Below are 13,011 nucleotides of genomic sequence, written 5' to 3' on the forward strand. Positions count from 1 at the left end.
TGCTTTAAATACAAAAAAAATTGCGCTTACATTTTACGTCTGCTACAATTTAAGCCTAAGGCCGTCGTATCCCAATCGAATAGTGGGGGGCAATTCTTTTTCTACCTCCGAATGTTTGCCCATTTTATGACTGAGATGCGTAAAATAGGTCATTTTGGGTTGCAGTCGCTCGACCATGTTCAATGCTTGGTCTAAAGAATAATGGGAAATATGCTGATCGCGTTGGAGTGCTCCCAGCACCAGTATATCCAATCCTTTCAGTTTGGCCTGCTCAGATTCGGGTATATGATTTACGTCGGTGAGATACGCAAAATTCTCCACTCGAAAGCCAAATACAGGAAGCTTGTGGTGCAATACATCAATCGGGACAAAGGTGACGCCTTTGACCTCAAAAGGCATGTTTGTAATTTCGTGAAGTTGCAGTCGGGGAATGCCGGGATAACGATGTTCGGCAAAAACATACTCAAATTCCCGATGCAGTTGTTCCAGCACTTCGGCGCGGCCATAAACGGGCATATCACGCTGTTGAAGAAAATTAAACGCGCGAACATCATCAAGACCCGCCGTATGGTCTTTGTGCTGATGCGTGAAAATTACAGCGTCCAATTGATCAATTCCTTCCTGCAATATCTGTTGACGAAAATCCGGGCCGGTATCAATCACAAAATGGTGCCCATTAACTTCCAAATAGACTGAAACCCGCAGTCGCTTGTCGCGGTAGTCCAGTGAACGGCATACCTCACAGCTACAGCCAATCAGCGGCACGCCCGAAGATGTTCCGGTACCTAAGAGGGTGACAAGCATTTTTCAGGAGCGAGGAGTGAGGAGACAGAAGACAGGAGTTTAACATTTCGCTCTCCTGTCTCCTGATTTCCGGCTCCTTATTTTTACTCTTCCGTTAATTCATTTACAATTTCCACAAGACGGTCGAAGTTGAGCGGCTTCACCAGCACATCGTTGAAGCCTGCCGATTTAAATTCTTCTTCCGAATAATTTTTGGCATTGCCCGTGATGGCCACGACCGGCAAGTTTGACTTTTTCTTATCGCCCAATGCTCTGATGGCTTTTACGCACTCCATCCCATCCATGATTGGCATGTTGATGTCGAGCAAAACGATGTCAAAATCTTCTTTGTCTACAATTTGCATTACTTGCTCACCGTTTTTGACGGCTGTGATTTCATAATTTTGAAATTCCAAAATCTTACGGGCTAAGTTTTGGATTACGGAACTATCCTCAGCGATGAGAACGCGCTTTTGCGACATGGTATATTATGTTTTGGTTGTTTACTGTATTCCCTGCAAAAGAACAAAGAAATGTGACACTAAGAAACAGAAAAATCAGAAACTGAAAAACAGAAAAATGTAAAAATTGCAAAACCAACGAACTGCTTCCAAAAAACGACCTGTATTCCTTCAAAAAACAAGTATGGTAACTATTCTTTGAACAGGTCAGACTTTTAATTAATCGACAATTGCTGTCCGTTGTTTTGAACTTTAAAGCCCATTTCGGAAAGACAATTGTGTAACAACGTCGCCGTGTAAGGGTGAAATAGGTATTGAGATACGTTTTTTGACAGCCATTCCTCCAAATTTTGACCATAGCTCCGTGAGGCTCCCATCCAGTCGGCTACCATTTCGGCAACATAGATACCGGGCATGGGCAGCGGTGTCGTTTTACCGTCTCTTCCTACATCAAACCAGTATTCGGGATGATGAGGGTTGTTTATTTTGTGATGATGCCAGGCATTCTTAAAAATGGATAACGTTGGCTCCGGATTTTTGAAATCATGAATGGCGTAGCCATAAGCTTCGTTCAACGAAAATTTTGAAAGGTCGTGAATGAACAGGTTGTATTTAAACGTCTCAACAGGGTTTTCGGAGACAGAATAATCTGACAGAGACAGTAGCTTGACAAACCAATTGTGCTCCAACAGCTCCAATCCGGCCTTACGCACTTCTATTTTGTGCGGAATCACTTTACCGATGAAGTAGCTTTCGACGATATGCCATACACTGGTGCTCTGATAGCTGCTGTTCTCCACTATAAATCGTTGATATAACAACGCTGTCAACTCAGCGGAGAGCTGCTTATCTCCATTACAGAATGGTGGGAAAATCAAGTCCGAAAATACCTGTTTTTTATCCATCTCTTTTTGCAGTTGTTGATACAAAAAAATCCCACGTTTAAAGCGTGGGATCTTTTTGTATTGATAAACGACTGATACTAGTTAAAAATATAACGAATACCGAATTGGCCTTGCCATACGTTGTTTACGTTGATACTGTTCACAAATGCATCACGCAATAAGATAACTTCGCTGGTGCCGTTGTTGGTTATCGTTTGCGTAGCCAAACGATACGTAGGAACACCCGTTGCACTGATGCTTGCCATTGTCAATGGATTGGTAGTGGTTGATGTTTTAGCGACACCCCACTTGTTGTTAAGCAAGTTACCTACGTTCAACACGTCAAAACGAAGACGAATAATGTTTTTCTTTCCTTTTGAACCAACCGCTACAAAGAAGTCCTGCTCAACGGTAAAGTCAAAACGGGTCAACCAAGGCACAGCCGCACCGTTACGTTCTGCATATTGTCCGCGACGTGATTTCAGGTAAGGATCTTTATCGATGTATGCATCGAAAGCAGCCGCCTGTTGGTCAGGAGTGAAGGTTTTAGCGGTAGCTCCTGAACCGGTGGTCAATGAAGTAAATGTCAGGTCAGACGCTTTGTTTGGTACAAAGATAAGGTCGTTGGTTTGTCCGTCGCCATTAATATCGCTTCCTGAAGTATAAGATATCTTGAATCCGCTGTTAGAAACCATTCCAAGCGTAAACATGGTAGAACCTCCCAATTTGCCGCCATAGTTGATGCGGTAGTTAAGGTATCCTACAAAACGGTGACGCAGGTCGTTGTCAGACCATGAAGGAGTCAAATAATTTTGACCGGCTACAGTTGGGATGTTAGCCAATACCGTACTGGCTACTGACTGTAGATCTTTGGCTAAAGCGTATGTATAGCCCAACATTCCGCTGAATCCTCTGCTGGCCGTTTTTTCCAATTTAGCCGTGAAAGAGTATGAATATCCTTCTTTGGTGTTGGTCAGGATAAACGCGTTGGTGTTGGCAGCATTGATAAAACGGGCAGGGTTAACCGCTGTACCTGACAATCCCGAAGCAGGGAAGCGACCGCGTGTATCCGGACCGCTCAATGTGCTGCTTGGACCTTTCAGGTTTCCGTCAATGTAACGAAGTGCCTGAACGTTTTTGTTATAGATACCTTCCAATGTCCCGATCAATCCCCAAGGCAATCTTTGGTCAATGGCCAGGTTAGATTTCCAAATGACGGGGTTTTTCAAACCGTCTACCGATGCGTTGATTACGTATGCAGGAAGTTTTGTAATATCGGTGGTGGTTGGCTTATAACGAGATGGGTCCAACGTAAACGGATAGGCAGTTGTATTGGTAAAGTTCAATACCGCTGTGTTCACCCCGTTGTTACCCAATTGGTTAGAAACCAATACCTGAGGAATACGTGATACAAAGATACCGGTACCACCTCTGATCTGAGTTGTTTTATCTCCTTTTACGTCCAAGTTGAAACCGATACGAGGAGATACCAAAAGTTTATTGCTTGGGAAAGCACCTGTGCTTACTTTCAGATCCTTACCGTTTTCGTCTTTATAAGTCAAACCGGCTACTACAGGGTTGTTAAAGTCTTTTGCCAAGTCATCATTGTAATCAAACATGTCAAAACGAACACCGCCGGTCAGTTTAAATTTATCCGTTACTTGGAATTCATCCTGTACATATGCTGAATACGTTGATTGTTTCAATGTCTGCAAAGGCTCAGCTCCATCAGGTAACAATGAATAACGATAGTTGAAACGAGCCATCGTAACCGGCGAAGTAGTCAAGCTTGGATTAGCTTTGTAAGCCAGCAATGCTGTTTTGAAATCAGCGATCGAGTTAAATACATATACCCCGTTTGAAGAAGGGAAGAATACGTTGTTTGACGTATAGTGCTCATACGACAGACCTAATGTTAACGTATGCTTACCCGCAAAGTAACTCAGGTTGTTGGTAATGTTCAACGTTGAGTAGTTTAGTTTGTTGTTTGGGGTAAAAGGGTCAAAACCCGTAGAAGTATAGGTACTTCCGTCTTTCAGAATATCGATCGTTGGGAAGATATCGTTTTTGTACTGACGGTCTTCAATTTGCTTATTATAAGTAGCAATGAAGTTGTTGGCAAATTTGCCGCCAAAGTTAGAGTTCAATTCAGCTACTAAAGAGCGCGTGTTATCGGCAATGAGGTAACCGGTATTTTCAGGTGACAATGCCAACGAAGAGTTGGTACGGTTACCGTTACCTGCGGTGTTACTACTGTTACTGTTGCTGATGATGGCCCCGGATTGTGAATTATGATGCGAGTAACGCAACGTTAATTTATTGCTGTTGTTGATGTTATAGTCCAAACGAACCAGCCCTTTGGTACTTTTAACTTCATTATTAAAATTGTCAATAGCGCCTGATTCATAATTGAAGTTGGTCTTCATGAAATTGGCAATATCGGTCAGATCCTCTGCAGTTACGCGGGAAACGTTACCCGCTGCTCCCGGACGAGCCGCCACCCAAGTAGTAGCAGGTGTAGAACTGGTAAAGTTTTCGAAGTTGGCAAAAATGAACAACTTATCCTTGATGATCGGCGCACCAATACGGAAACCAAACGTTTTTTCATTGATATTAACCGTTGGCAACTTTTCTCCGGCGGCTTCTTTACCCACTAAACCGCTTCCTCTGGTAAGATAATACGCAGAACCCGTCACTTCGTTTGTTCCTGAGCGAGTTACGGCATTGATACCCGCACCGGCAAAACCTGATTGACGTACATCAAAAGGAGCGATGTTAATCTGAACTTGTTCGATCGCATCAAGAGATACAGCCGTTGTTCCGGTACGACCACCCGCCTGCGCTGAGTTACCCAAGCCGAAACCGTTGTTAAATACCGCGCCGTCAATGGTAAAGTTGTTCAAACGGGCATCTTGACCTGCAAATGAACGACCGTTGCTGTAAGCGTTATATTTTGTGATATCGTCGATGGTACGACCGATAGTAGGTAAACTGTTAACCGCATTAAGCCCTAAAGTAGCAGCGGCACCGGTACGGCCTGAAGAGAAAATATCCGAACGACTGCTCGTTACGACAATTTCCTGAATTTCTTTTCCGTCTTCAACCAATGTAAAGTTAGCATCAGAAGAAGCACCCAAACTGGCAACGATGTCTTCTTTTGATTGTTCTTTAAAGCCAACAAACGTAACAGTAACTTTATAAGGACCGCCCACACGAACGGACGGTAATACATACCGGCCTTTTTCGTTGGTAACCGTACCGTACTTTGATCCGGAAGGTAAGTGAGTAGCTACAACGGTGGCTCCCGGCAGTTCAGCACCCTTGTCGTCTTTCACAAGACCACGAATCGAAGAGGCCGTAACCTGAGCCTGCACGTCAGATAAACCCATAAAAAGAGAGGTTACGACTGCGAAAAGTGCAATTATTACTCTCATCCTTCGTAAATGTTTAACATTCATAAATTTGGGAATTTTAGTTAGAATTGTGTTTGGTAAAATCAGTTGATTGATGTCAAAATTCGCTGCAAAGAAACAAGAAATTTATGGGACAAACAAAAGCCATTTCCAAAGAAAATAGTAGGTTAGCGGTCGTAAAAGCTTGATTCATTGGAATAATCCATTTTTTTATCGTTATTTTTCCAAATTGCTGTTTTAAATAATTGTTAAGAACTTTTTTGCCCTTATTTTGGCCGGAAATAGGTTTTTTTGCCCAAATCAAACGTAACCCGGCCGGTTGCCTAGCGCAATAAAATCTATTTGTTAACACCTTGAAATCGTACAAATTGCCTTATTAAACTAAATGACGCTATAAATTACCATAAACTGTGAATCCAAAACTTTATCTGGTCCCTACGCCTATCGGCAATTTAGAAGATATTACGCTGCGGGCCATCAATGTTCTGAAAAATGCAGATGTTATTTTGGCCGAAGATACCCGCACTTCGGGCCATTTGCTTAAGCATTTGGGCATCAGCAAACCCCTGCAGAGCTATCATATTCATAATGAACATCAAACGGTGCAGCGCATCATTCAGCGTATTCTGAAAGGTGAAACCATGGCCCTGGTCTCCGACGCCGGTACGCCGGCGGTGTCGGACCCGGGTTTTTTATTGGTGCGCGAATGCCTCAAAAACGGCATTGACATTGAATGTCTGCCCGGACCAACGGCTTTTGTGCCTGCCTTGGTCAATTCCGGTCTGCCAACCGACCGCTTTACATTTGAAGGTTTTCTTCCTCACAAAAAAGGTCGCCAAACGCGCCTTACAGAACTGAAAGTAGAAGAGCGCACGATGATCTTTTACGAGTCGCCCCACCGGCTTCTGAAATCATTGGAACAGTTTGCGGAATACTTCGGTGCCGAACGTCAGGCGTCTGTTTCGAGAGAATTAACAAAACTTTATGAAGAGACTGTTCGTGGAACTTTAACGGAAATTATTGCTTATTTTGCCGAAAAAACAATCAAAGGTGAAATCGTTATCGTTGTTGCAGGGAAACCTTAAAAAAAGTGTAAAGGTTAAAGGAAAAAGGTTAAAGGCTGTAGGGGCAGGCCTCGCGTCTGCCCAACCGCACCTCGCGCCTGCCGCTACAAAGCGTACCGCGGTCCAAAGAGCCTTGCTCTTTCTCGTGATTTTCTTTCCACTCTACACTCTACACCCTACACTCTTTGCCCAGCCCCTGACCAAAGAGGCCAAAGTGAGCCTCATTACTGTATCACCGGGCGAAGAGTTATACAGCAGTTTTGGTCACAATGCACTGTGGGTCTCCGACCCGATGCAGGGCATTGACCGTGTTTATAACTACGGAACCTTTGATTTCAGGACTGAAGGGTTTTACATCAAATTTCTGCGCGGCACTCTCCCCTATCAACTTTCTGTTTCGCCCATGTATCACACCATGTATGGTGCACAGGCTGAAAATCGCAGTGTAACGGAGCAAGTATTGAATCTTTCCCAAAATCAAAAGCAGAAGCTTTTCGATTTTTTAGAAAATAATTACCTGCCCCAAAATCGGCAGTATGCCTATAAGTTCTTTTACGACAACTGCGCTACCCGCCTGCGCGACGCTCTGAATGCTGCCTGTGGTGACAGTCTGGTATTTAGTCGAAATACTGTAGCCAAAGACGGAATGTTGAAGAGTTTTCGATGGTGGATGAATAAGTATCTTGGTGATAAGCCTTGGTCAAAATTTGGGATGAATTTAGCCATCGGTTTACCTTCTGACCGAAAAGCCTCGGTTCAGGAAGAAATGTATCTTCCTGACAATTTACAGCAACACATTGAGTTGGCGACCATCGGCGGACAAAAGGCCGTAGCGGAATACAAAGATCTATTTACAAAATCACCGAAACCTGAGAGCAGCAATTGGTGGGAAATACTTTACAGCCCAATGGCAATTTTTCATCTTTTAGGAATTTTAATTATACTGCTTATGTACAGGCAGCAAAAGCAACAAAAGGTTACGTTTTTGTTTGACAAAATTTTCTTCTCTATCATCGGTTTGGCCGGTTGGGTTTTATTTCTCTTATGGGTCGCTACTGACCACGGCGTAACGGCCTGGAATTTTAATTTACTGTGGGTTATGCCATTTTATTTACCATTTATCTACTTCATCAAACGTCCTTGGGCATCTTATTTTATAGGTGCAAGTCTGGTCGCTGTTGGTTTAGCTTTGGCCGTTTCCATAGCTGATAATTTCTTTTGGGGAGATTCCGCCATCCCTCGCGGATCAGAACTTTTTATCATTGCTGTAATAGCCAGACTTAACTTTTTACGCAAACGCCTTGCAGCCAAATAGATACATAGATCATATAATCTAAAATCGATTGTTTCTGTCAAATCATACCTATCTTCAAATCACAAGATCCCAACGAAATCGAAAAATTTAAACGAGCGTATATGAACCTCGAACTCCTCACCCACCAAACCATAGAAATCGTCCGTCAGGCAGGGGCATTTATCAAACAGGAAGCTGCCAAGTTTGACCGTGCGCAAACGGAATATAAAGCCGCCAATAATTTGGTTTCGTATGTAGATAAAGAAACGGAAAAGCTTCTGGTGACCGGCTTGCGCCAAATCTTGCCCGACGCAGGTTTCATTACGGAAGAAGGCACCGCCGGCGAAGAATCAAATCCCGACGAACTCTATTGGGTCATTGACCCACTCGACGGCACCGCCAATTTCATTCACAGCCTGCCCGTTTATTGCGTCAGCGTGGGATTGGTAAAGAATAAAATACCCATCGCCGGTGTGATCTATCATCTGGGAACGGAAGAGCTTTTTTTCGGTTGGCAAGGCGGTGGTGCGTGGAGCCTTAGTTTGCGCTATATGTTGGGCGGCTTGCCATTGGATGAGTCTTTCCTCCAAAATGCCACTCGCCTGAAAGTATCGGCAGCAACAACCTTGGGCGACAGCCTGTTGGCCACCGGCTTTCCGTATTACAAATTTGAAAAACAGGACAGATACCTCAAAGTGTTGGAAACGCTCATGCAAAGCTGTCATGGACTTCGACGCATGGGCGCGGCAGCCATCGACTTGGCCTATGTGGCAGCCGGACGCTTTGAAGCATTCTATGAATATAATCTTAACTCTTGGGACATGGCTGCGGGCGCACTTCTTATTTTAGAAGCAGGAGGTCAGATCACTGATTTTTCAGGTGGGCAGGATTGGCTCTTTGGCGGTGATGTCATTGCCGGCTGTGCTGCACAGACGGAGTTGTTGGAAGTAATTCAAAAGCATTGGGAGTAACGTTGTAAGACATGCCAAGTTTTTAAAACGGGGACGCTCAGTCGGGGACGCCCGGTCTTGGCATGTCTTACGATTTCCAAAACTTTCCAAGTTCGGCGAAGGTAATTATAAATAATACCGGGCTTTAAGTGATTAACAATCAACTGTTATTTCATGAAAGCTTTCATCCTTTCCTTCTTTTTTCTTACTCCCTTTTCCCTTCTTGCCCAAACGCCCGAAGAATACCCTGTCCATCCCGACGCACAGGTAAAAGAAGGCGTTCCCAAAGGAGAAATCCTTAAATTTACGTTCGAAAATTCAAAAATTTTCCCCGGCACTTGGCGGGAATATTGGGTCTATGTTCCCGCCCAATACGATGCTTCCAAACCCGCCTGTGTCTACGTAAATCAGGACGGGGTGCAATGGCAGGCTCCCGCCGTATTTGATAACCTGATCCACAAAAAAGAAATGCCCGTTACGATCGGGGTTTTTGTGATGCACGGTCGTGTAAAAGCAACCACTCCCGATGCTGCCCTCGACCGCTTCAATCGCAGTTTTGAATACGACGGTTTGGGTGATAATTATGCCCGTTTTCTATTGGAAGAACTTCTCCCTGAGGTGGAAACCAAGAAAACCTCCGATGGCCGCACCATAAAACTTTCCAAAAGCGGCAACGACCGCGCCATTGGCGGTTCAAGCAGCGGTGCGGTGTGCGCTTTTACGGCCGCTTGGGAGCGTCCTGACGCATTTAGTCGGGTATTTAGTGCTATTGGTACATACGTTGGCTTACGCGGTGCAGACCGCTACCATACGCTCTTACGAAAATACGAACCCAAACCGCTCCGTATATTTCTCCAAGATGGAGCCAACGATAATAATATTTACGCCGGCGACTGGTGGATGGCCAATCAAACCATTGAAAGATCGCTTATTTTTTCGGGTTATGAAGTACAGCACGTTTGGGGCGAAGGCGCCCATAACGGCAAACACGGAACCGCGATCTTTCCCGACGCCATGCGGTATTTGTGGAAAGATTGGCCGCAGCCCGTTAAAACAGGCGCTACCAAAAATCCCATGCTGAACGATATTTTACTGCCCAACGAAGGCTGGCAACTCGTGGGCGAAGGGTACAAATTTTCCGAAGGCCCAACGTCTAATGCCAAAGGAGAAGTATTTTTTGATGACGGCCCGGCGGGAAATATCTGGAAAGTTAGTTTGGACGGCAAACTAACTTCATTCGCCAAAAATTCGGGCAATGTCTATGGGCAGGCTTTTGGTCCCGACGGAAAAATGTATGCCGCGGCCATGAATGCCAAAAAAGTAATGGTATACAGTGCTGATGGCAAGGCTGTTAAATTAGCAGACGGTTTTGCCGGAAATGACATTGTGGTTGCCAACAACGGAAATACCTATGTAACCAACCCTTCCTCCGACGCCAATGTAAAGAGCAAAGTATGGCTTATTCGGCCCAACGGCGAGAAAGTGGAAGTGGACAACGGCCTTCATTTTGCCAACGGCATCACCCTCTCTCCCGATCAAACGCTTCTGTATGTAGCCGATGATCACTCGCATTGGGTGTACAGTTATTCCATTTTACCCGACGGAACACTGGCCAACAAACAAAAATATTACTGGATACATGCTCCGGACAACTTCGACGATGCCGGTTCCGACGGTCTCAAAACCGACCGCGACGGGCGTCTGTACGTGGCTACGCGATTGGGCATTCAGGTGTGCGATCAGGCCGGGCGTGTCAATGCTATCCTTCCAACACCTAATGGCGATGTCTCCAATATTTGTTTCGGAGGAGAGAATTTTGACATCCTTTACGCTACCTGCGGCGATAAAGTTTATAAACGAAAAGTGAAAGTAAAAGGAGCAAATGCGTGGGATAAACCCAATAAACCCACCGCGCCGAGGTTATGATTGCATGAGACTTGCCAAGTGTTGGACACTTGGCAAGTCTGTTTTAATTAAAAAACATCTCATCTACCAGTAATAAAGCCGGCCGGTCTTTGCTGCCGTGCCATTGAGGCATTTTCGCCAATGGCTTTGCGACAATTTTCAAATAAGAAATCGTTTGGGGTTTAAACTTCCCTCCCACTGATTGTAACAAATGGGTACGGTATTTGGTCGGCATGCTTGGTTTCAGCACCGCGATTTTTTTCAGTTGATCAGGCGAATTTCCGCCCCAAACTTCGATGGCTTCGGGAGGGAAAATGCCCGTCTCGGTTTCTTCCATGATGCGTAATTCCACCGATGAAAGCAAAATCGGCTTTTTAAATTCGGCAACCAAGGCCAAGTCATTGTTCCGTACTCCCGCCCAATTGTTGGCCCAAGCAGGGCTATTGGCGTTGAAAGTGCCTAATTTGCCGTCAAAAAAGGTATTGGCGCCATCGGCTTGGTGTACTCGATTGAGTGGTAACAATAAGTGTGCGCTGTCCGGTTTATACGTTCTTTTGAAAAAATCAAAATCAGCGGCATCACTGCCAAACCAGCCATTTTTGTAGGCTTTGGCGCGGATGCTCGTGCTTTCTTTGATGAGTGTTTGGTTGGTAAACAAAGGAGATTTGATGCTGTCAGGCTCGGTGCCGTCGGTAGTGTATCGAATTTGAACGCCTTTAACGGGATGACTCAATTGGACCAACAGCGGTTCATTGAAAATGGTCGATTTGTTTTTAACCTGCGGCGGATTCAACTTAATGGGATTGCTGCCATCGTCTTTAAATCCTTCAATAAATCGAATGTTCGGATAGGTTTTCTGCAATTGTTGAATCTCCGAAAGCGTCAATTCTGTATTCCAGACCACCACGGTATTGAGACTTTTAAAACTCGGAATAACTGCCTGTAAGTCCTTAAAATTCACCTTTGTACCGGAAAGTGACAAATTTTTGAGTTGTTTCAGTTTCGTCAGTTCTTTCAGCCCTTTTCCGGTAATATCTGTAAAATTCAGTTCCAGTTTTTGCAGGTTTTCAAATGCGGTGAGTTGGGCAAGGTCAGCATCTTTCACGGGCATTTTGGCCAGATTCAGAAATACCACCTGCTTTTTGATCTCCTCCAATTCCTTTAATTTTTGAGAAGTATAAGCACTTTTATTAAAAAAATTGACCGCCAAAGCGGGTGATTCCCGCGCCAAAGGCGCAATACTGCGAAATTCTGTTGTCAACTTCTGAATGGTTTCTTCATCCGCCGCTGCAAAATCGAAGGTAGCTTCTTCGGATTGTCCGGGCGACAAAAAAGAACTTGCAATGACTCTTAACGAATCGTTGGCCGGCAATTCTTTTACTTTCTTTGTAAAGTCTGCATTGGCTTTTATCCATAACGACAGTAACGCAATTTCCTGTGGATTCAGTTGAGATTTGCCCAACGGCGGCATGTGTTTTTTATCTTCCGAAGGCAAATGAATGCGTTGCAACAACAGACTGATCTCAGGTTGGCCCGCCACAAACAATTTTCCTGTTTTACCGCCCTTCAAAATGGATTGGCGATTGGTCAAAACAAGTTCACCTTTCAGCTTGTCAGGATTATGGCAACTTACGCATTTTTGTTCTAAAATGGGTTGAATTACGTCATTAAACACAATCGCCTCATCCAACGAAACGGGCGCAGATTTGAGCACAGGCGCAGTAATGAAATTGTCACCGTGGGTCAACACAGCGCCGTAATGTCCTGCCAACACCACCAATAAAGATGTAACCAATGCCAATCCTTTGGCAATAGGTGCCTGATACCACGACATTGTTCGGCACCAATACCCGATAGCGGCAAGAAAAAAAGCGGCAATTCCTGTCCATTTATGCCAAGGCAAAACTTCCCCTTCGTATCCGGGTTCTTTCGACAAAAACAGCCCCATGATGACCGTCATTCCCGCCAACAAAATCCCGATCAGCCAGAAATTGGTCAAAAATGTACGGTAGAATGTATTATTGGAATTGGCAGGATTGAACCGAAAAAACTCCATTCCCAACGCTAAAAGCATAAGTACGATAGGAAAATGAAGAAGCATCGGGTGCATTCGTCCGATAGGTTGCAGCCAAACGGGTATTACCAGTTTGCTTTCAAAGAGCAGCAAGAAAACGATAAAAATCGCGAACACAATTACTGCCTGCTCGGCAATGTATTTGAACTTTCGAATCATTTATTGGCGACAGAGTTACAAATG

General features: G+C 44.6%; 9 protein-coding genes. 4 read left to right on the forward strand and 5 right to left on the reverse strand.

The annotated features are described in order from the left end of the window. Positions 1–42: 42 nt before the first annotated feature. The 4 genes from ACQY73_RS08960 to ACQY73_RS08975 form a co-directional block, all read right to left on the reverse strand. A complete protein-coding gene (locus ACQY73_RS08960; protein WP_428664407.1) occupies positions 43–804 on the reverse strand; it encodes an MBL fold metallo-hydrolase in 762 nt (253 codons plus the stop codon). Positions 805–887: 83 nt separating this feature from the next. Then, positions 888–1,265, reverse strand: a complete 378-nt coding sequence (locus tag ACQY73_RS08965; RefSeq protein WP_428664410.1) for a response regulator — start codon at positions 1,263–1,265, stop codon at positions 888–890. A gap of 194 nt (positions 1,266–1,459) precedes the next feature. Further along, complete coding sequence (locus tag ACQY73_RS08970) at positions 1,460–2,173, reverse strand: DUF5662 family protein (RefSeq protein ID WP_428664413.1); 714 nt, start codon at positions 2,171–2,173, stop codon at positions 1,460–1,462. 53 nt (positions 2,174–2,226) lie between these two features. Next, complete coding sequence (locus ACQY73_RS08975) at positions 2,227–5,562, reverse strand: TonB-dependent receptor (RefSeq protein ID WP_428664415.1); 3,336 nt, start codon at positions 5,560–5,562, stop codon at positions 2,227–2,229. 389 nt (positions 5,563–5,951) lie between these two features. Between ACQY73_RS08975 and rsmI the strand changes: the two genes are divergently transcribed. The 4 genes from rsmI (at position 5,952) to ACQY73_RS08995 (ending at position 10,775) form a co-directional block, all read left to right on the forward strand. After that, complete coding sequence (gene rsmI / locus ACQY73_RS08980; RefSeq protein WP_428664418.1) at positions 5,952–6,626, forward strand: 16S rRNA (cytidine(1402)-2'-O)-methyltransferase; 675 nt, start codon at positions 5,952–5,954, stop codon at positions 6,624–6,626. After that, complete coding sequence (locus ACQY73_RS08985; protein WP_428664420.1) at positions 6,592–7,920, forward strand: DUF4105 domain-containing protein; 1,329 nt, start codon at positions 6,592–6,594, stop codon at positions 7,918–7,920. Before rsmI ends, ACQY73_RS08985 begins: the two co-directional genes overlap by 35 nt. A 101-nt stretch (positions 7,921–8,021) precedes the next feature. Continuing rightward, entirely contained in the window at positions 8,022–8,870 is an 849-nt protein-coding gene (locus ACQY73_RS08990; protein WP_428664423.1) for an inositol monophosphatase family protein, read from the forward strand. Positions 8,871–9,023: 153 nt separating this feature from the next. Continuing rightward, positions 9,024–10,775 (forward strand): SMP-30/gluconolactonase/LRE family protein, encoded by a 1,752-nt coding sequence (locus tag ACQY73_RS08995; protein ID WP_428664426.1) that lies wholly within the window; start codon positions 9,024–9,026, stop codon positions 10,773–10,775. Between the two features lie 43 nt (positions 10,776–10,818). Here the strand turns inward: ACQY73_RS08995 and ACQY73_RS09000 are convergent, their stop codons facing one another. Beyond that, the gene (locus ACQY73_RS09000) at positions 10,819–12,987 is read right to left on the reverse strand and encodes a c-type cytochrome domain-containing protein (RefSeq protein WP_428664429.1); all 2,169 of its coding nucleotides are present in this window, start codon (positions 12,985–12,987) and stop codon (positions 10,819–10,821) included. Positions 12,988–13,011: the final 24 nt, after the last annotated feature.

The organism is Runella sp. (assembly GCF_965279615.1).
GTDB lineage: Bacteria > Bacteroidota > Bacteroidia > Cytophagales > Spirosomataceae > Runella.